This window comes from Rhodococcus sp. NBC_00294 (assembly GCF_036163995.1).
GTDB lineage: Bacteria > Actinomycetota > Actinomycetes > Mycobacteriales > Mycobacteriaceae > Rhodococcoides.
This window is the reverse complement of the sequence record NZ_CP108043.1, coordinates 2,610,654-2,635,692: the sequence shown is the minus strand read 5'-3', so window position 1 is coordinate 2,635,692 and position 25,039 is coordinate 2,610,654. Positions and strand designations below refer to the sequence as shown.

22 protein-coding genes are annotated in these 25,039 nt (G+C 69.7%); 2 read left to right on the top strand and 20 right to left on the bottom strand.

Annotated elements, in window-relative coordinates; translation table 11 throughout:
* The first annotated feature begins 4 nt into the window (after positions 1–4).
* Together OHB23_RS12345 and OHB23_RS12340 are read left to right on the top strand one after the other, a co-directional pair.
* A complete protein-coding gene (locus tag OHB23_RS12345; protein ID WP_027505864.1) occupies positions 5–946 on the top strand; it encodes a hypothetical protein in 942 nt (313 codons plus the stop codon).
* Complete coding sequence (locus tag OHB23_RS12340; protein WP_328809629.1) at positions 937–1,692, top strand: hypothetical protein; 756 nt, start codon at positions 937–939, stop codon at positions 1,690–1,692. Before OHB23_RS12345 ends, OHB23_RS12340 begins: the two co-directional genes overlap by 10 nt.
* 62 nt (positions 1,693–1,754) lie before the next feature.
* Here OHB23_RS12340 and OHB23_RS12335 read toward each other — a convergent pair whose 3' ends face one another.
* The 20 genes from OHB23_RS12335 to OHB23_RS12240 all read right to left on the bottom strand — a co-directional run bounded on the left by OHB23_RS12335 (position 1,755) and on the right by OHB23_RS12240 (position 25,009).
* Entirely contained in the window at positions 1,755–2,267 is a 513-nt protein-coding gene (locus tag OHB23_RS12335) for a hypothetical protein (RefSeq protein ID WP_027505863.1), read from the bottom strand.
* Between the two features lie 311 nt (positions 2,268–2,578).
* Positions 2,579–3,226, bottom strand: coding sequence for a cutinase family protein (locus OHB23_RS12330; protein ID WP_027505862.1), 648 nt, complete (start codon positions 3,224–3,226; stop codon positions 2,579–2,581).
* A 232-nt stretch (positions 3,227–3,458) separates the two neighbouring features.
* Positions 3,459–4,097 (bottom strand): hypothetical protein, encoded by a 639-nt coding sequence (locus tag OHB23_RS12325; protein WP_328809628.1) that lies wholly within the window; start codon positions 4,095–4,097, stop codon positions 3,459–3,461.
* Between the two features lie 138 nt (positions 4,098–4,235).
* On the bottom strand, positions 4,236–5,528 hold the full coding sequence (locus OHB23_RS12320) for a DNA polymerase IV (protein ID WP_373428381.1): 1,293 nt from the start codon (positions 5,526–5,528) through the stop codon (positions 4,236–4,238).
* A 55-nt stretch (positions 5,529–5,583) separates the two neighbouring features.
* Positions 5,584–8,718, bottom strand: a complete 3,135-nt coding sequence (gene ileS / locus OHB23_RS12315; RefSeq protein WP_328809627.1) for an isoleucine--tRNA ligase — start codon at positions 8,716–8,718, stop codon at positions 5,584–5,586.
* 245 nt (positions 8,719–8,963) lie between these two features.
* Entirely contained in the window at positions 8,964–9,122 is a 159-nt protein-coding gene (locus tag OHB23_RS12310) for a hypothetical protein (RefSeq protein WP_027505858.1), read from the bottom strand.
* 65 nt (positions 9,123–9,187) lie between these two features.
* Positions 9,188–10,048, bottom strand: a complete 861-nt coding sequence (gene wag31 / locus OHB23_RS12305) for a DivIVA-like cell division protein Wag31 (protein WP_027505857.1) — start codon at positions 10,046–10,048, stop codon at positions 9,188–9,190.
* Positions 10,049–10,264: 216 nt separating this feature from the next.
* Positions 10,265–10,543 (bottom strand): YggT family protein, encoded by a 279-nt coding sequence (locus OHB23_RS12300; protein ID WP_027505856.1) that lies wholly within the window; start codon positions 10,541–10,543, stop codon positions 10,265–10,267.
* Positions 10,544–10,703: 160 nt separating this feature from the next.
* A complete protein-coding gene (locus OHB23_RS12295; protein ID WP_027505855.1) occupies positions 10,704–11,411 on the bottom strand; it encodes a cell division protein SepF in 708 nt (235 codons plus the stop codon).
* Between the two features lie 81 nt (positions 11,412–11,492).
* Positions 11,493–12,218, bottom strand: coding sequence for a YggS family pyridoxal phosphate-dependent enzyme (locus OHB23_RS12290; protein ID WP_328809626.1), 726 nt, complete (start codon positions 12,216–12,218; stop codon positions 11,493–11,495).
* Positions 12,215–12,940: a peptidoglycan editing factor PgeF gene (pgeF, locus tag OHB23_RS12285; RefSeq protein WP_328811635.1), complete on the bottom strand. Its 726-nt coding sequence runs from the start codon at positions 12,938–12,940 to the stop codon at positions 12,215–12,217. The genes OHB23_RS12290 and pgeF overlap by 4 nt, the downstream gene beginning before the upstream one ends.
* 2 nt (positions 12,941–12,942) lie before the next feature.
* Positions 12,943–14,124: a cell division protein FtsZ gene (gene ftsZ, locus OHB23_RS12280; RefSeq protein WP_027505852.1), complete on the bottom strand. Its 1,182-nt coding sequence runs from the start codon at positions 14,122–14,124 to the stop codon at positions 12,943–12,945.
* Positions 14,125–14,298: 174 nt separating this feature from the next.
* A complete protein-coding gene (locus OHB23_RS12275; RefSeq protein ID WP_328809625.1) occupies positions 14,299–15,090 on the bottom strand; it encodes a cell division protein FtsQ/DivIB in 792 nt (263 codons plus the stop codon).
* 14 nt (positions 15,091–15,104) lie between these two features.
* Positions 15,105–16,580, bottom strand: a complete 1,476-nt coding sequence (gene murC / locus OHB23_RS12270) for a UDP-N-acetylmuramate--L-alanine ligase (RefSeq protein ID WP_056445582.1) — start codon at positions 16,578–16,580, stop codon at positions 15,105–15,107.
* Positions 16,577–17,698: an undecaprenyldiphospho-muramoylpentapeptide beta-N-acetylglucosaminyltransferase gene (gene murG, locus OHB23_RS12265; protein ID WP_328809624.1), complete on the bottom strand. Its 1,122-nt coding sequence runs from the start codon at positions 17,696–17,698 to the stop codon at positions 16,577–16,579. Before murG ends, murC begins: the two co-directional genes overlap by 4 nt.
* Positions 17,695–19,254: a putative lipid II flippase FtsW gene (gene ftsW, locus OHB23_RS12260; protein WP_328809623.1), complete on the bottom strand. Its 1,560-nt coding sequence runs from the start codon at positions 19,252–19,254 to the stop codon at positions 17,695–17,697. Before ftsW ends, murG begins: the two co-directional genes overlap by 4 nt.
* Positions 19,251–20,741, bottom strand: a complete 1,491-nt coding sequence (gene murD, locus OHB23_RS12255) for a UDP-N-acetylmuramoyl-L-alanine--D-glutamate ligase (RefSeq protein ID WP_328811634.1) — start codon at positions 20,739–20,741, stop codon at positions 19,251–19,253. Before murD ends, ftsW begins: the two co-directional genes overlap by 4 nt.
* Before the next feature lie 7 nt (positions 20,742–20,748).
* Positions 20,749–21,828, bottom strand: coding sequence for a phospho-N-acetylmuramoyl-pentapeptide-transferase (gene mraY, locus OHB23_RS12250; protein ID WP_027505847.1), 1,080 nt, complete (start codon positions 21,826–21,828; stop codon positions 20,749–20,751).
* Entirely contained in the window at positions 21,825–23,276 is a 1,452-nt protein-coding gene (locus OHB23_RS12245; RefSeq protein ID WP_328809622.1) for a UDP-N-acetylmuramoyl-tripeptide--D-alanyl-D-alanine ligase, read from the bottom strand. The genes mraY and OHB23_RS12245 overlap by 4 nt, the downstream gene beginning before the upstream one ends.
* Positions 23,273–25,009, bottom strand: coding sequence for a UDP-N-acetylmuramoyl-L-alanyl-D-glutamate--2,6-diaminopimelate ligase (locus OHB23_RS12240; protein WP_328809621.1), 1,737 nt, complete (start codon positions 25,007–25,009; stop codon positions 23,273–23,275). Before OHB23_RS12240 ends, OHB23_RS12245 begins: the two co-directional genes overlap by 4 nt.
* Positions 25,010–25,039 lie beyond the last annotated feature (30 nt).

The window sequence follows — 25,039 nt, the reverse complement described above, 5'->3', positions numbered from 1 at the left end:
GCGCGTGACACTGCTCTCGACACGACCCCGCCGACGCTCCACCACCCTCGTCGCCGCGGCAGCGGTCACCGTCGTCCTCTCGCTCGGGGCGTGCGGGACCGACACCGACGTACCCGCGACCGAGGAGCTGACCCCCAGCACGTCCGCGGTCACTCTCCCGGTCTCCGCCGTCACCACCACGCTGGTCGATGCCGGAGCCGAGCCGCGGACCGTCGTCACCGCGACCCCGTCGGAAGCAGAGCAGACCGCGACCCTCGTGGCCGAGTCGACCATCAGCCAGCAGATCGACGCTGCCGAGTCGCAGGACTTCTCGACCCCGCCGCTGACGCTGCCGATGACGGCGACCTCACGCTCGGCGGCCGGGTCCGACGGACTCCAGGTCGACATGACACTCGGTGCGGCCACCACGTCGGACGCCACCCTGCAGGCGAGCCTCGGGCCCACCGCGGGATCGTCCGCAGGCTTCGCGACCACGCCGTCGGGTGCCGTCACCGCACTCACCATCGATCCGTCGCCGGACGCCCGGGACATCGCTCGATCAGCCGTCGAGCAGGCGCTGTCCCAGGCGGTGTACCGCGCCGTCCCGTTCCCGGCAGAGCCCATCGGCGTCGGCGCGAGATGGACCGTCACCCAGGAGGTCGTCAGCGGGATCTCGCTGCTGCAGACGACGACGGCGACACTCACCTCGTTCGACGACGGCGTCGCGACGGTCGACGTCGCCGTGACCCAGTCGCCGGAGGAACCGATCTGGCAGCTGCCCGACGAGCAGGGCACCCTGAACATCGAGTCGTTCGTGATGACCGGCCAGGGGCAGTTGCGGATCGATCCGTCCAAGCCGCTTCCCCTGGGCGGCACGGTCGCCGTCGGCGGCGACCAGGTCTACCGGGACGCCAACAGCCAGACGACGCTGAAGCAGACCACCAGCAACACGGTGACGTGGAGTTGAGACGACTGGGCGCGGTCACGGCAGCGCTCGCGGTGGTGCTCGTCGGATGCGGCACCGATCGGGACGTCGGCGACACACCGAGCGAGGCCACGCCCGAGGCGCCCACCGTCGGGCTCCCCGCCTTCACTCCGGTCCCTCCGCCGTCGGCCACCGGCACCGGCCCGATCACCGACAACGCTCTGCTCGCCGGTCGGCTCCTGAGCATCGCCGACCTCCCACCCGGCTACACCGGCTACGACCTGCCTCCGCTGGACCCCAGCGCTCCGGGCGCGACGGCCGAGGACCGGTCGAGCACCGACCCCGCCGAGTGCGCCGCGGTGCTGGCGCCCATCGCCACCCAGGTGCCCGGCGTCATCAGCGCCGCATCCGTCTCCTACGGCGGACCCGACTTCTCGTCGATCGACCAGGACGCCGCGAGCTACGACGGTCCCGGCGCCCTCACCGCGTTCGCGGCCGTGCAGGACTCGCTCACACGATGCGCGACCTTCAGCGGCACGGACGCCGACGGTGTGCGGGTGGACTACCGCGTCGGCTCCTCGACCCTGCTCACCGACGTCGCCCCGATCGGCGACGCCTCCGTGGCGGTGCGACTCGTGGTGAGCAGCGACGGCGTGTCCCTGACGACGGACGCGATCCTCACCGTCTCCGGATCCACCCTGAGCCAACTGGTGGCCACCGGGACCGAGCCCGTCGACCCCGACCTGGTGCGGACGCTCGCGCGCACCGCCGCCGACCGGCTGCGCTGAGACACGACGACGCCGGCACCACCCGAAGGTGATGCCGGCGTCGTGTGGTCGGTACTGCGGTGTCAGGCGGTGCAGGCAGGCGAGGTCAGCTGCGCCAGCGACACGATCGCGCAAGCGTTGTCCTTCGACAGCTTCCACTCCCCGTCCTCGGCCACGTAGGCGACCTGGAGCGGATTGACCTGGCCACCGAGATCGATGGTGGCGTTGGAGCTGAGCGTGCCGTCGCCCAGATCGGTCACGTCGAGGACCTGAATCTTCGCGTTGTTCACGCGAGCGGCCTCGGCGACCTTGTTGATGAGCTCCGGATCGGCTTCCGCGCCCTGCACGTACTGGACCTTCTGCTCGAGCGGCACGTTGGGATCGAGGCTCTCCTGCAGGCGCGTGTTCAGCTCCTCGGCGGTGGGAACCGGGGGGAGATCGGACGGTGCCTCCGCAACTGCGCTGGAGGTGGTGGCTGCCGACGTGGTGGCGTCGGTGGTGCCGCCGTCCTCGCCGCTGCTGCACGCCGTCATCGTCAGGGCGGCGGCGACTGCCATGCCTGCCACCAGTGCGCGTCCGGTACGGGGAAGCTTCACGTGTACGTCCTTACATCTCGTGAGTTGACTCGGTATCGAGCGTCGGGCCAGACCTTACCGACCAGTTCTGAGGAAACGGTAAAGCTCGTCGCGCCCTCGAGAGGGGTCACAGGGTGGGCGGCGTCGGCCGGCGCGGTGGCCGCCGCGCGCACCGCACGGGGTAGCGCGCACTCTGCATCCTGCGCAGAACACCGCGCGCTGCGCACGGGGCGAACCTCTGGCCGGGTGCGGGGTGCCGGATTCGACGCCGCGCCGGCTCGCACCGCGCGCATTCAGTCCACCGAGCCCCGATCAGTCGAACAATGAGCCATCTAGCTGATTCGGGAGGCTGCGAATGTCGCACCCTGACCCGCGCTGCCATTGCTCGCGTAGGTGAGATGCGCAAAGGAATTGAATCCGCCGATCTGGCACACCGGGTCTCCGAAGTTGCAGAAACTGCGGGCGCGCGGGCCGTAGGTTCCGCTCGCCGACTCGATGGTCCTCCCGGTCAGACCGAACGGGTTGCCGAACACGACGACGGCCTCGACCCTGTCGGCGACGCCGGCGGGCAGCACGGAACCGGTGAGACTGCTCGGGGTGCGCAGACCCACGGCATTGGTGACCACAGTGGCACCCTGTGAGTACCCACCGATGATGAATTGCGTTGCAGGACATGCTGCTGCGACGGAGGTGATGTGCGCGACCAGGTCACGCGAGCCGGGCCCGGCGCTGGCCTGCGAGAAGTCGGCAGCGTAGTTCACGGCGTAGGTGCTGACGGACCGTCCGGCGAGCGTGGAGGTGACACTGCTGGTGAAAGGTCCACCGGTGATGCCGAGTCCGGGCAGTTCACCGGTCCCGCGTGCAAACGAGACGTCGACGTCCGTACACGGCGCCGCGGTGGCCACAGCGCTGGGAACGACCAGGGCCGCAGCGGCGACAGACGCCGCTGCACACGCCCGAGCGAGAAGTCTGACATTCATGACGAGCCTTTCCCCGAAGGTCAGTGGACTCGGTCACAGTAACGGACGGAAATGTCGGGTGACAGTACTTGTTCGCACACATCACAATTGCACGAACGCATTTCCCGCATGTCACCGGAAACGCCGAAGACACGGAAGGAACGAGCGCCGGAAGACCGTCACGACGAGCAGTTCGGACGCCGAAACCTCCTCGTGTCGTCCCGGGCGTCGACAGATGCTGCCGACACACCGCTCAGACGCCGAGAACGGCTCGGGCCTGGAGGGCCACCGTGCGATCCGCCGCGAACGCCGCCGCCCGCAGCACGGCCGACGCCGCGGGCGCGTCGATCCGGTGACGACCGGCCAGGACACCGATGGCCTCGTCGATCAGGTCGCACTCACCGCCCGGATCCGCCGGTACGCCTGCCAGGCCGCAGGTGACCAGTTCGTCGCCCAGCACATCGGCGAGTCTGCCCACCGCCGCGACGGTCCTCTCGTCGGGTGTGCCGAGGGGACCGCGTCCGTGGCACTGCAGGGTGCCGACCCGGCTGCTCGCTCCGACCGCGACGGTCCGGACCCATCGCACCCCCGACTCGATGAGACAGTCGACCAGCAGGGGCCATCGCACGCGATCCGCCGCCGAGTCGACCGACACACTGTGCATCCGACCGTCCGCCATCGTCTCCGCGTGGGGTCCCTCGCCCAGGAGGTACTGCAGATCCGCCAGTTGCACGGCATCGTGGGCGGTCGGGTACAGCACGCGCCTGCTGTCCGGGGCGTGCGCGGAGGTGAGTACTGCGGTCGCTCCGTCCGCGTGCAGGAGATCTGCACAGACGGCGACCCACTCGGCTCCGCGCAGACCCGCGAGCGGGTGCCGCTGATCGCTCACCATGGGAGCGAGGCTCGCAGCGTGAACTCGGTGCCGGGCACGGGCACTCCTCGTCGTACGGGTGCGGCGACAGACGCCGCAGTCACGCGTATTCGGCGGTGCGCGCCCCGCGGATGGGTCACAGGACTCGATCGGTGAGCCTCAGGCCAGACTGTCCATCGGATCCGCCACCGCGAGGTGCTCGTCGTCTCCGGAGAAGGTCCGCGCCACCCCGGGGCCCGTGCTCCGCGTCTCGAACCGCACGGTCACCACGTCGTGCCCTGCGCCCTGCACCCACCCGTGGCCGTACTCGTCGTGTCGGACGTCGAGCCCCGGCCGCCAGAGCAGGACGTCGCTCGTGACGACCGGCGCGGGCTCGGCCGCGGTGACCGAGGAGTCGACGTCGAGGCCCTCCTGGTCGAGTTCGGGGAACAGCGACTCCTGCCGGACCGTCGACAGCCCGGCGAGGCCCACGCCCACGAGTCGGATACTGCCGAGCTCGCGCGGATCGAGAGCCTGCCGCTGCGCGGTGGCCACGATCGTCGCCAGATCGACCGTCGCGTACGGCAGTGTGGCCGAACGGGTCACGATGCTCATGTCGGACTTGCGGAGCTTGAGGACGACGGTGCGGGCCGCCCGCCCGTCCTTCGTCAATCGGGTGTGGGCGGCCTCCGCGCTGGCGACGATGGCGGATCGCAACCCGGCCATGTCGACGATGTCGGTGGCGAAGGTGGTCTCGGCACTGACCTGTTTGGACTCGGCGCGTTCCGCCACGGGTCGATCGTCGAGACCACGTGCGAGACGGTGCAGGCTGGGGCCGACGGCGGAACCGAGTACGGACGCGGCCTCCGCCTCCGGCATCGCGGCGAACGCACCGACCGTGTGCACTCCCAGTCGGCGGAGCTTGTCCTCGGCCACCGGCCCGATGCCCCACAACTTCCGCACCGGCAGAGTCTCGAGGAGGGCGGCCTGGTCCGCCGGAGAGACCACCCGGATGCCGTCCGGCTTCGCGAGACCCGAGCCGATCTTCGCGATCTGCTTGCCCGCTCCTGCTCCGATGGAGGCGACGAGCCCGGACGCGTCCAGGACTGACGCACGCAGCGCGGCGCAGAACTCCTCCACCTCGGCCACGGTCGCTCCCGCCAACTCCGCGGGCTCACCGAACGCCTCGTCGAGCGAAAGCTGTTCGATCACCGGCACGACGCGCCGCACGGTGTCGAAGACGACGGTGGAGAGAGCCGAGTAGACCTTGCCGCGGGGCGGCACCACCACCGCACCGGATCCGACGAGTCGTCGAGCCTGGTGCATCGGCATCGCCGACCGGGCACCGAACACGCGTGCCTCGTAGCTGCATCCCGCCACGACGCCTCGACCACCGCCGCCGCCGACGAGCACGGGTCGGCCCCGCAGCGTCGGCCGGGTGAGCTGCTCGACCGACGCGAAGAACGCGTCCATGTCGAGATGCAACACCCAGCGTCTGCTGCGCTCGGCCGACCCGCCGCTCACACCGTCAGGCCTTCACCAGCGATGCCCGCACTCCGTCGCCGAGATCGACTGCTGCCGAACCCGGATCGCCGACCTGCAGATCGGTGGCCAGGATCTCGCCGGCGATGAGATCGCGGTGCGTGTCGAACCAGGACCGGCGCTCGGCGGGAACGTCGACCTTCACCGCGATGCGGTCGGACACGTCCAGACCCGCGGAGCGTCGGGCGTCCTGGAACTCGCGGATGCGATCCTTGGCCCACCCCTCGGCCTCGAGCTCCTCGGTGACCTCCGAGTCGAGCACGACCAGCCCGGCATTGCCCGGGAGCGCCGCCGTCGACTCCGGTTCCGCCGCGACCAGGCGCCGGGTGAACTCCTCGGGCAGCAGCTCGAGACCTGCCGCCGTGACGACGCCGTCGGTCTCGCTCCACTCCCCTGCCTTGACCGCCTTGATGACCACCTGCACCTGCTTGCCCAGACGCGGACCGGCCACGCGGGCGTTGACGACGAGCTCGAAACGGCCGTGCACGTCGACGTTCTCGGTGAGATCGACACGCTTGACGTTCACCTCGTCGGCGATGAGGTCCGCGAACGGGCGCAGCCGCTCGGCGTCGTCGGCGGCGACGGTGAGCTCCTGCAGCGGCAGGCGGACGCGCAGGTTCTTCGCCTTGCGCAGCGACAGTGCCGCGCCGCAGACGGTGCGGACCTCGTCCATCGCCGCGACCAGGTCGGGATCGGCCGGCAACTCGGTACCGACCACCGGCCAGTCCGCGAGATGCACGGAGCGCCCACCGGTGAGTCCCCGCCAGACGACCTCGCTGACGAGCGGGAGCAACGGGGCCGCGACGCGGGTGAGCACCTCGAGCACCGTGTGCAGAGTGTCGATCGCGTCGGCGTCCTCGTTCCAGAAGCGCTGACGCGAACGCCGCACATACCAGTTGGTCAGCGCGTCGCAGAACTGACGCAACTCGTCGCACGCCCCCGCGATGTCGACCGCCTCCAACGCCTCGGTGATGACGCGCGTGGTCTCGGCCAACTTGGCCAGGATGTAGCGATCGAGCACGTTGGTGGAATCGGTCCGCCACGTCCCCGGCTTCGACGCGTACAGCTGCAGGAAACTCCACGCGTTCCACATCGGCAGCAGTGCCTGCCGCACACCCTCGCGGATGCCCTGCTCGGTGACGATCAGGTTGCCGCCCCGCAGGATCGGGGACGACATGAGGAACCACCGCATGGCATCGGAGCCGTCGCGGTCGAACACCTCGTTGACGTCCGGGTAGTTGCCCTTGGACTTGCTCATCTTGAGCCCGTCCTCGCCCAGCACGATGCCGTGTGCCGCGACCGTCCGGAAGGCGGGCCGGTCGAACAGCGCCGTCGCCAGGACGTGGAGGGTGTAGAACCACCCACGCGTCTGACCGTTGTACTCGACGATGAAGTCGCCCGGGTTGTGCGTGGAGAACCACTCGGCGTTCTCGAACGGGTAGTGCACCTGGGCGAACGGCATCGAGCCCGACTCGAACCAGCAGTCCAGTACCTCGGGGACTCGACGCATGACGGACCGGCCCGTGGGGTCGTCCGGGTTGGGACGGGTCAGCTCGTCGATGAACGGCCGGTGCAGGTCGTTCGGACGGACCCCGAAGTCCGCCTCGATCTGGTCGAGACTGCCGTACACGTCGGTGCGCGGGTACGCGGGGTCGTCCGACACCCACACCGGGATGGGGCTGCCCCAGTACCGGTTCCGGCTGATGTTCCAGTCACGCGCGCCTTCGAGCCACTTGCCGAACTGGCCGTCGCGGATGTGCTCGGGCACCCACGTGATGTCCTGGTTCAGCTCGACCATCCGGTCGCGGAAACTGGTGACGGAGACGAACCACGACGGCACCGCCATGTAGATCAGCGGCTGACCCGAACGCCAGCTGTGCGGGTACGAGTGCTCGATGGTCTCGTGCCGCACCAGCTTTCCCGACGCCTTGAGGTCTTTGATGATCACCGGGTTGGCATCGAAGATCATCAGACCCTCGTACGGCGGCACCATCGCGGTGAACTTGCCGCCCGCATCGAGCGGCTGCACCACCTCGATGCCGTTGGCCGTGGCGACGTCCATGTCCTCCTCACCGAAAGCCGGTGCGAGATGGACGATTCCGGTACCGGAGTCGGTGGTCACGTAGTCGGCCGACAGCACACGATGACTGTTCTCGTGACCGAGGAAGAAATCGAACGGCGGCGCGTAGGCGAGACCGATCAGATCGGCACCGGTGTGTTCGGACACCACCACGGGCTCGTCGCCGAACTCACGGGCGTAGTGCGACACCCGATCTCGTGCGAGCACGACACGGCCGCCCGCGCCGTCCTCGATCTGCACGTAGTCGATGTCGGGGCGTACGGCCATCGCCAGGTTGGACGGCACGGTCCACGGGGTGGTGGTCCAGATCAGTGCGTCCGCACCGTCGAGCGGGGAGCCGGGCGCGCTCAACGTCATCCGCACCGTGACCGCTGGGTCCTGACGCATCTTGTAGGCGTCGTCGAGCCTGGTCTCCTGGTTCGACAGCGGCGTCTGCTCGTACCAGCTGTAGGGCAGCACGCGGAAGCCCTGGTACACCAGGCCCTTGTCGTGCAGTTCCTTGAACGCCCACATGACCGACTCCATGAAGTCCAGGTCGAGCGTCTTGTAGTCGTTGTCGAAGTCCACCCACCGCGCCTGGCGCGTGACATAGTCGCGCCACTCGCCGGTGTACCGCAGAACGGACTGCTTGCAGTACGCGTTGAACTCCGCCAGACCCATCGTGTCGATCTGGCTCTTGTCGGTGATGCCGAGCTGCTTCTCCGCCTCGAGCTCGGCGGGGAGACCGTGACAGTCCCAGCCGAACCGTCGCTCCACCTTGCGCCCGCGCATGGTCTGGAAACGCGGGATCAGGTCCTTCACGTAGCCGGTGAGGAGATGGCCGTAGTGCGGGAGGCCGTTGGCGAAGGGCGGCCCGTCGTAGAAGACGAACTCATCCGCGTCGGCACGCGCGTCGACGCTGGCTCGGAATGTGCCGTCCGCGTCCCAGTGCGCGAGGACCTGCTGCTCGAGAGCCGGGAAATCGGGACTTCCGGACTCCGAGGCGTAGCGGACGCGGGGGTACCCGGCGTCGGGTGTCGAGGTGTCGTCGGTGGTGGTCATGGCTGCGGTGCTCCTGTGCCCGTTCGATGCGGCACGGGGACGACGACCGGCACTCTGCGCCGGAAGCCGCGGTACCACCCCGCTTGGCCGCCGAGGCGACCCACTCTCCGATCGAGCTGTGACGGGCTCGACCCGTCCGGTTCTACTGAGCACCGACCCGTGCGGGCCGAGACCGTTCTTCCGGACAGCTCCCCGGTGATGGCCGGATCATCGCTGGACCTACCTGTACTTCGACGTGAGGCAGTCTACCGCCGCCGGCCCGCGAGGGCACCGGCGAGCAAGAGGACCGCACCCACGAGACACACCGCGATGCAGGCCCAGGCCCACACCACGGATCCCGTGACGAGCGACACGACGAGTAACGCGAACCCGACGCCCGCCAGAACCAGCGTCAGAACAAGCACGCACTCATCCGTTCACCCTCGATCCCCCCGCTGGTTCCCCCCGGAACAGCCTTGACGAGGACGGATCAGTTGTTGCCCTTGGCGTACGACTGTCCGAAGTTCGACGACTGGCCGTTGTCCTTGCTGAACGGATCCTGACCACTGTCGACCGGCAGTGCGGACGAACGCTGGTCGAGTTCCTGCAGCTGGGACTCGAGGTAGGACTTGAGGCGGACCCGGTACTCGCGCTCGAACGTCTTGAGGCGCTCGATGCGCTCCTCGAGGACCGAACGCTGCTGGTTGATGGTCGCCATGATCTCGGTGTGCTTGCGCTCGGCATCGCTCTCGAGCGCGTCGGCCTTCTCCTTGGCCTGGCGCAGCTGTGTCTCCGAGCGCGTCTGTGCGTCGGACAGCAGTGCGTCGGCCTTCTGGCGAGCCTCGGAGACGAGGGACTCGGCGCGGCTCTGCGCCTCGCTGACCAGACGGTCCGAGTTGGCGCGAGCGCTCCCGAGCAGCTGCTCGGACTCGGTCTTCGCGTCACCGGTGAGGCGATCGGCCATCTCCTGGGCGAGACCCAGGATCTTCGCAGCCTGCATGTTCGAATCGCCGGCGGACGACGCCGCGGCGGGGGCAGGAGCCGGTGCCGGAGCGGCCTGGACGACCGGTGCCGGCTTGGCGGGCTCCGGACGCGGTGCCGGTGCGGGGGTGGGAGCAGGCGCGGGGGCAGGGGTGCTCTGACGCGACGCTGCCGAGCTCTTGGCCTCGGCGAGATCCTGATCGAGCTCTCCGACCCGCTGACGCAGGTCGGCATTCTCCTCGATCAGGCGCGACAGCTCCTGTTCGACGAGATCGAGAAATGCATCGACCTCGTCCTCGTTGTATCCGCGCTTACCGATGGGCGGCTTGCTGAACGCGACGTTGTGCACATCGGCGGGAGTCAGCGGCATGGAAGGGTCCCTTCACGCGTCTCGAGAGCGGTGGAGCATCGACAAGCGATGTACGCGAGCATTCGTTCGATCAACAGTGGCAGTGGCACCCGGCTGCCGTAGTGGGGGCAACCAGGACATTCAGTTATATCGCACAAAGAGCGATGGTCACTCATCGTGCACCTTCGAGCAACATTCTGTCACACGGGACACTGTCGCCGTCGACGGAACTCACCGTCAGCCGACGCCCTGCACCACGCGCATCAGGATGAAGACGATGAAGAGCAGCACCATGATGGACAGGTCGAGCCGGACACCGCCCAGATTCAGTGGCGGGATGATGCGCCGCAGCAGTTTGACCGGCGGATCGGTGACCGTGAAGATCGCTTCGAGTACGACCACGACCACACCCGTCGGACGCCAGTCACGTGCGAAGGATCGGATGAACTCGACGATGATCCGGCCGATGAGCAACAGCCAGAAGACGAAGAGGATGAAGTACAGGACCGCGAACACTCAGCTCACCGTCCTGCGAGACGCAGGAGAGACCGACACCGACACAACTTTCTGATCACGCACGACACCACAATGCCATCTCGCGACACGGGGAGGCCATCTCGCGACACGGGGAGGCCATCTCGCACCGCGAGACCGGCCCACCGCGCCGTGTGAGACGTCACTGCTGGTTGTAGAAACCCGTCTCGGCGATCCGGCGACGCTCTTCGGCGGAGACGTCGACGTCGGCCGGTGAGAGCAGGAACACCTTCGTGGCGACCTTGTCGAACGAACCACGCAACGCGAACGCGAGGCCCGCGGCGAAGTCGACGAGGCGCTTGGCGTCGGCGTTGCTCATCTCGACCAGATCCATGATGACGGGCGTGCCGTCACGGAAGCGCTCGCCGATCGTGCGCGCCTCGCTGTAGTCACGCGGACGCAGCGTGGTGATGGTCGACATGGGGCCCCCGTCGTCGAGTGCGGCCTGGCGGCGGTCGGACACGCGCGGTTCGGCGTGACGAGGCTCGCTGCGACGCAGCTCCGAGTGCGGGTCCATGCGAGTGTCCATCGCGAGGGCGCCGCGGGTGGAGGTGCGCATCGCGCCGCCGGAGCGGGATCCGCCACCGGAGCGCGACGACAGCGGCGCCACCCGAGCACTGTGCCGGGGCTCGGGACGCTCGTAGTCGTCGTCCTCGTCCCGGCGACCACCGACGAACGCCGGCTCGGCGTAGTCGCGATCGGCGTAGTCATGGTCGTCCATCGATTTTCCGTATCCGCCACGCGACGACCGGGATGCGACGGGCGCATCCGTGTCGTCGAGGTAGTCGTCCTCGAAATCGTCGAGTGGGACCATGCCGAAGTAAGCCTTGAACTTGTGCAACGTGCTCATCGGTCGACCTTCCTGGCGTGGCGGTGTGGCTGGTACTCGTGTGACTGGAGTAAGTCCATGGTGACGATGGTGTTCATGTCGTCAAGGCGAGGTTATCGGCCGAGGACCGAGGATTGCGGTTCCGACACGCACACACGTGGACCCGTGTCGGACAGCCTCTTCCAGGTCGCCCGTCATCCCGGCCGAGAGTCCGGTCGCGCCCGGATGCGAGGCGAGGACCTGCGTGTGAAGACGCTGCAGATCCTCGAACGACGCGTCGGCGTCCGCACCCAACGGGGGCACCGCCATGAGCCCGGCGAGTCGCAGACCCGAGGTCTCGGACACCTGCGCGGTGAGTGCCTCCAGGTCTTCGCGGTCCACGCCTCCGCGATGCGTGTCACCGTCCAGACTCACCTGCACGTAGACGTCCAGATCCGCAGTCCTGTCACCGTTGTCCACCGCGCCCGCGACCGCCTTGCCGAGTGCGGTGACCAGACGGTCGGTGTCCACCGAGTGGATCGCATGTGCCCAGGCGGCAACAGCTTTCGCCTTGTTGCGCTGCAGGCGGCCGATCATGTGCCAGCGCACACCGTCGGTGCCGATCTCGGCGACCTTGGGAGACGCGTCCTGCTCGCGCGACTCGCCGAACTCGGTGCACCCGAGCTCGCGCAGCAGTACGACGTCGGAGGCCGGGAAGAACTTGGTGACGGGAAGCAGGGTCACGGAATCGGGTGCGCGATCCGCGGCCGCACAGGCGCGCGACAGCCGATCGCGGACCTCGGCGAGATGGTCCGCGAGATACGTCCGCCGATCGTCCGGCGCGGTCACGAGGTCGTGTCCATCCACACGACACCGGCGTGCCGCCCCGTGGGCGACCCCCGGCGGTGGCTGAACAGCGAACGGTCCGTGATGGTCTCGCGCGGATCGGCGGCCACTCCGGCGACGCCGGCCTCGAGCAACTGGCGACGCAGGCCCGCCCGGATGTCGAGACCGGGTGTGCCCTTGCGAGTACGCGTCGCGCTGCCCGGCAGGTGGGTCTCGACGTCGATCTGCATGGTGCGCGGCACCTCGTAGTCGTCTCCCCCGGCCGCCGGGCCGAGGAACGCCTCGATCCGGGAGACGGCGGCGCCCGCGGCCACCATGGCGTCGAGAACGCGCGGGACGATGCCGATCCGAGCACCGACGCGGCCGGCGTGAACGGCGGCGACGACGCCCGCGGCATCGTCGGACAACAGGAGCGGCACGCAGTCGGCGGCCAGGACGACGAGCGCGAGGTCGCGCTGGGTGGTGACGAGGGCGTCGGTGGCCTCGACCGGTCCGGAGACCGGTCCGTCCACCATCGCGACGGATCGACCGTGAATCTGGTCCATCCACACGAGACGCTCGGGAGACAGACCGATCTTCTCGGCGAGACGACGCCGATTGGCCTCCACGTGCGCCGGGTCGTCACCGACGTGATCACCGAGATTGAAGGAATCGTAGGGCGGTTCGGACACGCCTCCGGCGCGTGACGTCGTCACGCGCCGGACACGGTAGCCGCGGTCGGAGATGCTCACCGACGCATGAAGGAGGGCACGTCCACGTCGTCGTCGCCCTCGTCCTCCACCCGGACGGGATGTCCGGTGGCACGCGCGGCGCGCTCGCCGATGGGGGGAAGAGACGAGGACGGCGCGTCGCGGAAGACGGCGGGACCGTCGTCCTCGGTACGCGTCTCGCCCGCGCGGGCCGTTCCCACGGTGGCGCCGCGAGACTGACTCTGCGGTGCCTCGATGGGGCGACGGGCCGGACCGCTGCCGTCGAAACCGGCGGCGATGACGGTGACGCGCACCTCGTCGCCCAGCGAATCGTCGATCACGGTGCCGAAGATGATGTTGGCGTCGATGTGCGCGGCCTCCTGCACCAGCGATGCCGCTTCGTTGATCTCGAACAGACCGAGATCGGATCCGCCGGCGATGGAGAGGAGCACTCCGCGTGCACCCTCCATGGACGCCTCGAGCAACGGCGAGTTGATGGCCGACTCGGCCGCCTTGATGGCGCGCCCCTCGCCGCGCGAGGACCCGATGCCCATGAGGGCGCTGCCCGCACCGGACATGACGCCCTTGACGTCGGCGAAGTCCACGTTGATGAGGCCGGGAGTGGTGATGAGGTCGGTGATGCCCTGGACACCGTTGAGCAGCACCTCGTCGGCGGAGCGGAACGCGTCCATGAGGCTGACGGCCGCATCGCCGAGCTGCAGCAGCCGGTCGTTCGGGATGACGATGAGGGTGTCGCACGACTCGCGCAGACCCTGGATGCCGACGTCGGCCTGACCGCCGCGTCGCTTGCCCTCGAAGGAGAAGGGCCGCGTCACCACACCGACGGTGAGGGCGCCGAGCTTGCGCGCGATGCTCGCGACGACGGGGGCTCCACCGGTGCCGGTACCGCCACCCTCGCCCGCGGTGACGAACACCATGTCGGCACCCTTGAGCACCTCTTCGATCTCGTCCTTGTGATCCTCGGCGGCCTTGCGGCCCACCTCGGGATCGGCACCCGCGCCGAGGCCTCGGGTGAGTTCGCGACCGACGTCGAGCTTGACGTCGGCGTCCGACATGAGCAGCGCCTGCGCGTCCGTGTTGACCGCGATGAACTCGACTCCCTTGAGTCCCTGCTCGATCATGCGGTTGACCGCGTTGACGCCGCCGCCGCCGATGCCGACGACCTTGATTACGGCGAGGTAGTTGTGCGGGGGCGTCATGGGCTCTCGCCTTCCGTGGTTGGTGTGCATGATGCAGTCGAGGCAAACCCTCAACCTGAACCATAGGTTCATAGTTATGTCAAGTGATCGACTGGGTGAAACGCTAGAGACACCGCTCGGCGGGTTCCATTAGGCGCGCCGACACGCGCAGGAAAAATATGTGGGACGTCACCGTCACCGAATGGTCGGCAGATCCGGACTCGACACGTCGTAGGTCTGACCCGGCTGAGTGAGCAGTGGCAGAGCGATGGACGCCTTGTACTCCGTGTCCTCACTGCTCCCCCACACCACGACCCGGCCGTCGTACAACGTCAACGACACCGCCGAGATGGTCGGCGCGTCGATCTGTGCCACCTGCGATCGCAGCGGACCGGGCAGCGCGGTGAGCACCGACAGGGCCGCACGGGTCTCGAGGTTGCCGAAGGACGGGCTGGCCACCACCATGCGCACCACCCCGGGCGGGGGCGGTTCCACCGCGAAGTCGACGGCTTCGGCGTCCATCAGATGGGTACCGTCCGCCGCGTCGAAGAAGACGACGGGAACGCGCTCCTCGACCGTGACCCGCACCGTGGACGGGTACACGCGCTGGACCCGGACCGACGCGATCTTCGGGATGGCGGCGACCCGCGCCGCGGCAGCATCCGTGTCCACTCTCGGCAGGGGTGTCCCCTCCGCGACCTGCAGCGTCTGCACGACCTGCTCGCGCGAGACCGCGGCGTTGCCGTTCACCTGCACGGAGGAGACCGCCCACAGCGGACCGAAGTACGACACCGCCACGAAGGCGACCGAGGCGACGAGCGCGAGAAGGATCAACAGCTTGCCGCGGCGACCGACACGCGGTTCGCGCGCCGGCGCCCGCGTCGACGTGCGCGACCGCGTCGACCGCTCCGCACCGACACGACGCGGTGTGGCCGCGGGTCGGGTGCGGCCGGTACCGCGCGCGTTCACGGTCTGTCGTCCTGCCATGTCACGTCCCGAACTCAGCGCCGCGCCGGGGTGGAGCGGAGAGCGTCGAGAATCTGGCTTCCCAGCATGGTCACGTCGCCCGCGCCCATCGTCACCACGATGTCGCCGGCGACACACAGGTGCGCCACCTGACGCGGCACCGCGGACAGATCGGGCTGGTAGTGCACCGGCTTGGTCACCGACCGGGCCACCGTCGCTCCGCTGACACCGGGAACCGGCTCCTCGCGCGCGCCGTAGACGTCGAGCACGACCACCTCGTCGGCCAGATCCAGGGCGGCCGCGAACTGGTCCGCGAAGGTCACCGTGCGCGAGTACAGGTGGGGCTGGAACACGACGATCACGCGACCGGGGGTCGCGGTGTCCGCGGTGCGCACCAGGTCCGCCGCGGCACCGAGCACCGCGCGGACCTCGGTGGGATGGTGGGCGTAGTCGTCGAACACGCGCACGCCGCGCTCACGGCCCTGCAACTGGAACCGTCGGTGCACACCGGCGAACCCGGCCAGCCCCTCGATGATCTCGTCGACTCCGGCCCCGGTCTCGCGCGCGGCGACGATGGCGGCCAGCGCGTTCAGCGCCATGTGCCGGCCGGGCACACCCAGGCGCACGGTGCGGGCACGGTCCTCGCCGGCCAGCCGGAACTGCACCACGCCGCCGGTGTCCTCGGGCTCCCACCCGAGCAGCGTCGCGGACACCTCGGCGCCGTCGACCTGCGCGTCCTCGGAGCCGTAGGTCAGAACCCGCACACCGTCGGTCGCCTTCGCGGCGACCCGACGCGCCAGCTCCCGCGACCCGGGGTCGTCCGTGCACACCACCAGCGCACCGCCGGCGGACAGACGAGCGGCGAAATCGTCGAACACCTGGACGTAGGCGTCCTCGCTGCCGAAGTAGTCGAGGTGATCCGCCTCCACGTTGGTGACGACGATGACGTCGGGGTCGTACTGCAGCAGCGACCCGTCGCTCTCGTCCGCCTCCGCGACGAAGACCTCGCCGGTGCCGTGATGAGAGTTGGTTCCCGCCTCGTTCAGCTCGCCGCCCACGGCGAAGGACGGATCCGCACCGCAGTGCTGCAGCGCGACGACGAGCATCGACGTGGTGGAGGTCTTGCCGTGCGTCCCCGACACCAGGACGGTGCGGAAACCCTTCATCAGTGAGGCGAGCACGGCCGGACGCAGGAGGACGGGCACACCACGCTCGGCGGCCGCGACCAGCTCCGGGTTCGTCTTCGGGATGGCCGCGTGCGTCGTGACCAACGCCGTCGGGCCGCCTTCGAGCATGTCGAGCGCCGACGCGTCGTGCCCGATCCGTATCTGGGCACCGCGGGCGCGCAGCGCCTTCACGCCGCGACTCTCCTTGGCGTCGGAGCCCGACACCTGGCCACCGCGCGAGAGCAGGATCCGGGCTATCCCCGACATGCCCGCTCCCCCGATGCCGACCATGTGCACGCGCTGCAGTTCGGGCGGCAGGGTCGCGTCGACGGTGTGTCGCGTCATGCCCGACCACCTCGTCCGGCGACCTCGAGAACGATGCGCGCGACCTCCGCGGCGGCGCCTCGATGACCCGCGCCCGCGGCGGCCGCACTCATGGCCGACACGCGATCGGGATCGGTCAGCAGCGACACCACGTCGGTGGCCACGAACTCCGGCGTGAGGTCGGCGTCGGCGATCACGACACCACCGCCGGCCGCGACGATCGGGCCCGCGTTGAGTTCTTGTTCCCCGTTGCCATGGGGCAAGGGTACGTAGAAGGCGGGCAGACCGACGGCCGAGACCTCCGCGACGGTCATCGCGCCGGACCGGCACACGACGGCATCGGCGGCGGCGTAGGCGAGGTCCATGCGGGTCAGGTACGGCACCGCCACGTACGGGGCGTCCGGATCGGCCGTGGCGACGTCGAGGGTGTTCTTCGGGCCGTGCGCGTGGAGCACCGACACGCCGGCGGCCGCGAGCGCGGCCGACGCGCCGGACACGGCGAGGTTGAGCGAGCGGGCGCCCTGCGACCCACCGAACACGAGCAGCACGGGACCGTACTGCGGCAGTCCGAAGTGCGCACGCGCCTCGGCGCGCAGTCCGGCGCGGTCGAGCTCGGTGATGGTCGGCCGCACGGGGATGCCCACGATCTCGGCCTCCGACGACCCGCGGCCGTGGATCCCGGAGCCGGCGACGGCGGCGAGGACTCTCGTCGCCACGCGGGCGCCCACCTTGTTCGCGATACCGGCGCGCGCGTTCGCCTCGTGCACGATCACGGGCACCGTGCCGCGAGCGGCGAGGTAGGCCGGCAGCGCGACGTACCCGCCGAAGCCGATCACCACGTCGGCGTCGACGTCGCGCAGGACCGCACGCGTGACGCGGACCGATCGCACGACGTTCGCCGGCAACGCGAACAGCGACCGGGTCAGCTTGCGAGGCAACGGCACCGGCGGAACGAGCGCCAACTCGTAACCGCGAGCGGGCACCAGCGTCGTCTCGAGCCCGCGTTCGGTTCCGAGTGCCGTCACCCGTATCGACGGGTCCAGCTCCCGCAGGGCGTCGGCCACCGCGAGAGCTGGTTCGATGTGTCCCGCCGTGCCGCCGCCGGCGACGACGATTGACACGCCGGAAGAGCCTGTCACCGGTGATGTCTCCGTTCTCGTGATCGTGCGTCGCGGGCAGCGGCGCTGCGTGCCATGTCCGCGGCGCCCCGTCGGGGATCCCGCGCGGACGGGCGTCCGGACGTGTGTCGCTCGGGAGCGGGGCGTGCCGCGCGGGCCTCGGACTCGCGTCGTCGCGCCTGTGGCGGCAACGCCTGGCGCGCAGCGGGTCCCGCCACCCCCTGTCGGCCCGGACCACGCGGTCCGCCTCGCGCCTGCGACGCCTTGACCGGCGAGTAGGGCTCGGGCACCGGCAGTCTGAGCAGTCTGCCGAACTTCCCGTCGTGACCCGACGCGAGTGCGGCCACCGCCTCGGGCTCGTGTCGCGAGATGTTGGCGAGCAGCCCGAGCACCAGAAGTGTGATGGCGGTGGACGTTCCGCCCGCGGACACCAGGGGCAACTGCAGTCCCGTCACGGGCAGGAGCCCGATGACGTAGCCGATGTTGATGGCGGCCTGCGCGAGGATCCAGACGGTGAACGTCGCCACCAGGATCTTCATGAACGGATCGGGCACCCGCGCCGCGATGCGCAGGCCCGTGAAGACCAGCAGCCCGAACAGTCCGATGACCGCGATGCACCCGACCAGGCCGAGTTCCTCGCCGATGATCGCGAAGATGAAGTCGTTGTGCGCGTTGGGAAGATAGCTCCACTTGGCTCGGCTCTGACCCAGGCCGAGACCGAACAACCCACCGTCGGCCAGGGAGTACAGCGCCTGCCGCGACTGGTATCCGGTGCCCTGCGGGTCGCTGCCGGGGTTCAGCCACTGCTGGATACGCGCGGAGCGGTACCCGGCCGTCAGGGCGAGCACCACCGCCGCCAGGAAGAGGCCGCCGACGACCGATCCGAACACCTTGACCGGCAGACCCGCGAACCACAGCAGAGCCATGAGGATGATGCCCAGGGCCACGGTGGTACCGAGGTCGGGCTGCATCACGATGAGGAAGAAGATCACCATCGCGGCGGGCACCAGGGGAATCAGCAGACCCTTGAGGTCGGCACGCTCCGCCCGGCGCGACGCCAGCAGGTGCGCGCCCCACACGGCGAAGGTCACCTTCGAGATCTCCGACGGCTGGAGGCCGACTCCGCCGATGGTGAACCATCCGCGGGTGCCCTGCGCGACCGTTCCGATGCCGGGGATCAGCACGAGCACCAGCAGGATCACCGACACCACGAACATCGGGAACGACATCTTGCGCAGGATCCGGATGGGGAGGCGCAGCGCCACGACGAAGAGCATCAGGCCGACCACGGTGAAGATGGCCTGCCGGGTGAACATCGTGTACGCGGAACCGTCCTCGGCGTAGGCCTCGACGGACGACGCGGACAGCACCATGACGAGTCCGAGGATGGTGAGCAGTGCCGCCACGGTGACGATGAGGTGGAAGGACGCGAGGGGCCGGTCCACCCATGTCTCGAACTTCGCGCGGACGGGTCGTCGACGCGGAGCCGTACGGCCGGGGCGGGCGGAGGTGACCGGCTCGGTCACGGGTCCGCCGGCGCGCGACGGGGGTGTCGTGGCGCCGCGGGCCGGGCTCATGCCGGCGTGCCGTGGTCGGCGGTGGGAGCGAGATCGTGGGGGCCGAGGCTCGCGGCGGCGGCGGCGAAGCTGTCACCGCGGTGCCCGTAGTCCCGGAACTGATCGAACGAGGCGGTCGAGGGTGCCAGGAGCACGGTGGTTCCCGGCTCGGCGCGGCGCGCGGCTGCCCGCACCGCCTGTGCCATCACTTCGTCACCGTCAGTCACATCAGTCGCATCGGCCACTCCAGCATCGTCTCCCGACGGCACCCGATCCACGGGCACATCCGGCGCGTGTCGCCCGAGTGCTGCCGCGATCACGTCGCCGTCCTGGCCGAACACCACGGCACCGACGAGCCGCGGGGCGACCTCGGCGACGAGATCGTCGACCTCCGCGCCCTTGAGCAAACCGCCCGCGAGCCACACGACGCGGTCGTGCGCGAGGATCGACGACCTCGCGGCGTGCGGATTGGTGGCCTTCGAGTCGTCGACGAACAGCACCCCACCGAGCTCACGCACCACGGCGGCGCGGTGCGGTCCGACGCGGAACGACCGCAGACCGGCCGAGATGTGCTCGGCCGAGACCCCGGCCGCGCGCGCGAGCGACGCCGCGGCGAGCGCGTCCTGCAGTCCCGCGGGCCCTGCGGGTTCGATGGCGTCCGTCTCCACCAGCGACTCGGCGTCACCGAACGCGCGGTCCACGATCGTGCCGTCCACGACACCGACATCGCCGGCAGCAGGGTCGTGCGCAGTGAACCCGACCGTGATCGGAGCCGCGGCGCGCGCTCGCAGCGTGGACGCGATCGCGTCGTCCAGCCCCACCACGGCGACGTCGCCGTGCAGCGCCTGGAGCTTCGCCTGGACGTAGGCCTCCATGCCGCCGTGCCAGTCGAGATGGTCCTCGGCGATGTTGAGCACCACTCCGGCCGCCGGTCGCACCGACGGCGCCCAGAACAATTGGAAGGAGGACAGTTCCACGGCGAGCACGTCCGCCCGGGGGTCGCGCCGCAGCGCGTCCACGACCGGTACGCCGATGTTGCCGCACGCCGCGGACGCCACTCCCGCCGCGTCGAGGACGGCCGCGAGCATCGACGTCGTCGTGGTCTTGCCGTTGGTCCCGGTGACCACCAACCAGGTGCGCGGCGGCCCGTAGACCTCGGCCTGATCGATACGCCAGGAGAACTCGATGTCGCCCCACACCGGCACGCCGACCGTGAGCGCGGTGGTGAGCAACGGCGAATCGGGGCGGAATCCCGGGCTGGTGACGACGAGGGCGCTCTCGGTCACCGCGTCGCGGTCGGTGGCGATCGCGTCCATCGACACCGTGTCAACGCCGAGATCGGCGCAGGCCTCGAGGGACGACGTGTCCGAGTCGGCCACCGTCACCGAGGCTCCCACCTCGAGCAGCGCGGGAATCACGGCGCGGCCGGACACCCGGCCACCGGCGACGAGAACCCGGCGACCCCGGAGGTCGAGCGGTGACGTGAGGGGTTCGCGGGGATCGTGCAACACCACGTCAGTCGCCGATCGCCGAGAGGTACTCGCTGTAGAACAGAGCCAGTCCGACGGCCGACGAGATGGCGGCCAACAACCAGAAACGGATGATCACCGTCGTCTCGGCCCAACCTCCGAGCTCGAAGTGGTGATGGAACGGGGCCATCCGGAACACTCGTCGGCGACTCGACCGGAAGACCGCCACCTGGATCACGACGGACGCGGCCTCGGCCACGAAGAGCGCACCGATGACGACCATCAGCAGCTCGGTCCGGGTGACGATGGACAGGCCGGCGAGCAGGCCACCGAGCGCGAGCGAGCCCGTGTCGCCCATGAAGATCTTGGCGGGCGCCGCGTTCCACCACAGGAAGCCGATGCACGCACCCGCCGCAGCGGCACAGATCAGGGCCAGGTCGAGCGGATCACGCACGTCGTAGCAGCCGGGTCCCGGACTCGTGGTGCACGCCTGCCGGTACTGCCAGAACGTGATGACGGTGTACGCACCCAGCACGAGGGTCATCGATCCGGCCGCGAGTCCGTCGAGGCCGTCGGTCAGGTTGACCGCATTGGACCAGGCGCTGACGAGGAGGTAGCAGAACAGGATGAAGACGATGCCGCCCATGGAGACGGTCGCGATGTCGCGCACGTAGCTCAGCTGGACACTGCCCGGCGTCAGTCCGCCGGCACCGTTGAACTGCAGTGCGAGGACACCGAAGATCACCGCGGCGAACAGCTGACCCACCAGCTTGGCCGTCTTGTTCAGTCCGAGGTTGCGCTGCTTGCGGATCTTGATGAAGTCGTCGAGGAAGCCCACCACTCCCAGCACCGTCGTCAGACCCAGCACCAGGAGCGCCGACACCGACGGCCCGTCCGCGTCGTAGCCGATGCCGATGAGGTGCGAGCCCCAGTAGCCGGCCCACAGACCGGCGAGGATCGCGACGCCGCCCATGGTGGGCGTGCCGCGCTTGGACTGATGGCTCGCGGGACCCTCGACCCGGATCTCCTGGCCGAACCCCTGCTTCGAGAACGCCTTGATCAACACGGGCGTCAGCAGGATCGCCACCGCCAGCGCGATACCGCCCGCGAACAGAATCTGTCTCACCGAGTCTCCCCCTGCTCGCTCAGCAATGCCTCCGCGACGGTCCACAGCCCCACCGACTGGGACGCCTTCACCAACACCAGGTCACCCGGCTCAACCTCGTCGCGCAGCAGCGCGATCGCGGCGTCGGCATCGGGAACCAGGTGGGCCTCCTCGCCCCAGGACCCTTCCATGACGGCACCCTGGTACAGGCCGTGCGACGGGCGACCCGTTCCCACGACGATGATCTTGCTGACGGCCAGACGCACCGCGAGGCGCCCGATCCGATCGTGCTCGATCACCGACTCGTCGCCGAGTTCGGCCATCTCACCCAGCACGGCCCAGGACCGCCGACCCCTGTCGCGGCCACTGCGCGCCATCGTGACGAGCGCCTTCAGCGCGGCGCGTACCGAATCCGGGTTGGCGTTGTAGGAGTCGTTGACGACGGTGACGCCGTCGGCGCGCGTGCGCACGTCCATGCGCCGGGCCGAGGCGGCCTCCGCGCCCGACAGCGCGGCCGCGACGGTCTCGACGTCCATGCCGCAGTCCAGGCCGACGGCCGCCGCCGCCAATGCGTTGCCCACCTGGTGCTCGCCGTGGACCAGCAGCGACACCGGAGCGCTCCCCGACGGCGTGACCATGGTGAACGACGCGCGCGCGGTCTCGTCGAGGCGGACGTCCAGCGCGTGGACGTCGGCACTGGTGTCCGACCCGTAGGTGACGACGCGAGCGGTGGTCTTCGACGCCATCGCTGCCACCAGCGGATCGTCGGCGTTGAGGATCGCCCGACCACCGGCCTCCGCAGCCGGAAGCGCTTGTACCAGTTCGGACTTGGCCTCGGCGATGTTCTCGCGCGAGCCGAACTCGCCGAGGTGCGCGGTGCCGACGTTGAGTTCCACACCGATCCGCGGCGGTGCGATCGCGGCCAGCGCGGCGATGTGGCCGCGTCCCCGCGCCGACAGCTCGAGGACGAGGAACCGTGTCGAGGCGTCCGCGCGCAGCACGGTCCAGGGATGCCCGAGCTCGTTGTTGAAGGAGCCGGGCGGTGCGACCACGGTGCCCGCACGCTCGAGCACCGCGCGGATCAGATCCTTGGTCGATGTCTTCCCCGAGCTTCCGGTGACACCGACGACGGTGAGATCGCCGGCGGCCAGTTCGGCGACGGACGCCGCGGCCAGCTTCCCGAGTGCGTCCAGAACGGCCGCGCCGGGTCCGTCCTCGTGCTCGACGACGATGGCGGGAACGCCCACCGGCCGCGCTGCGAGCACCGCGACGGCACCGGCGGCGACGGCACCGGCGGCATGATCGTGGCCGTCCACGCGCTCACCGGGCAGAGCGAGGAACAGTCCGCCCTCGGTGATCTTCCGGGAGTCGAACTCGACGCCGGCGGTGATCTCCACGGAGGGATCGGGGACGTCGTGCAGTGTGCCCTCCACGATGTCCGCGACGGCGGACAGGGACAGTCGGATCACATCGAGCCTTTCTGTCGGTCGAGGGCGTCGGCGAGCACACGGCGGTCGTCGAAGGGGTACTTGATGCCGCCGACGTCCTGCCCCACCTCGTGGCCCTTGCCGGCGATCAGGACGACGTCGCCGTCCTTCGCCCACTGCACCACGGCGTGGATCGCCTCGTCGCGCGGAGAGATCTCGCGCACCTCGGCGCTACCGCCGACGGCGTCGGCGCCTCGCCGAACGGCCGCGCGGATGGCGGCCGGGTCCTCGGATCTGGGGTTGTCGTCGGTGATGACGACCAGGTCTGCGGCGCGCGCCGCGGCCTCGCCCATCAGCGGCCGCTTCTCGGCGTCGCGGTCTCCCCCGGCGCCGACGACGACGGCGATGCGGCCGTCGGTCTGAGCGCGCAGAGTGGCCAGCACCGCCTCGAGTGCGGCGGGTTTGTGGGCGTAGTCGACGACGGCCAGGAAGTTCTGACCACGCTCGACGCGCTGCATGCGGCCGGGCACGTCGACCTCGGCCATCGCGGCGAGGGCGACCGCCGGATCCACCCCGACCTCCGCGCACACGGCGGCGGCGACCACGGCGTTGGCGACGTTGTAGCGCCCCGGCATCCGGAGTGACGCCGACACGACGGTGTCCCGTGCGGCGACCTCGAACTGCTGGGTGCCGTCCGGCCCGGACGACCAGGACGTCACCGACCAGGAGGCCGTCCCCTCGGTCGTGGTCGCGACGGTGAGCGGGGCGGCTCGGCCCCCGGCCGCCGCGATCTCCGCCATGCGCCGGCCCCACCGGTCGTCGACGCAGACGACGGCGCGATCCGCGCGGACCGGCGAGTCCTCGGCGAACAACCGGGCCTTGGCCGCGAAGTAGTCCTCGAAGGTGAGATGGAAGTCGAGGTGGTCCTGCGAGAGGTTCGTGAACGCGCCCACCGCGAAGGTGGTGCCGTCGACCCGGCCGAGGGACAGCGCGTGGGAGGACACCTCCATGACGACCGTGTCCACCCCCTGCTCGTACATCGCCGCGAACATCGCGTGCAGATTCGGAGCTTCGGGCGTGGTCAGCGCGGACGGCACCGGTTCGGTGCCGATACGGGTCTCGATGGTGCCGATGAGCCCGGGAGTGCGTCCGGCAGCGCGCAGCGCCGCCTCCACCAGATAGGACGTGGTGGTCTTCCCCGAGGTGCCGGTGATGCCGATGACCGTCATCTTGTCGGACGGCCGATCGTGCACCGCCGCGGACAGCGTGCCGAGGATCGAGCGGGGCTGCGGATGCACCAGGACGGCAGTGCCGTCGGGCACGCCGGAACCGATCATGAGGGCCACACCCTCGTCGTCGGTGACCACGGCGACCGCTCCGCGTTCGAGCGCCTCGCCCGCGAAGGCGGCGCCGTGCGACCGAGCGCCCGGCAGGGCCGCGAAGAGATCGCCCGCCAGGATGCTCTGCGCGCGCAGTTCGATGCCCGTGACGCCGACGTCGTCCGTCGCGTCGACCAGCGCACCGTCGACGAGCACTCCGTGGCGCAGACCGATCTCTCCGGCCAGCTCGGTCGCCGACGTGACCGTGGGCCGCTGCGGGCGGAGAGTCGAGCTGGGCACTTCGAGACGCTCCTCTGCTGTGGTGACGGGCGGACGGTGGGTGTTCGGGCCGGTGCGGTGACTGCCTCGGCGCCGAACATGCGAGTGCCGCCGACCGGTGGTCAGCGGCCGACGCATCAGATTACCGGCGAGTCGGCACGCCACGAGACGTGCCATGGCGAAGTCCGCCCCGGTGCAGGTGAACGC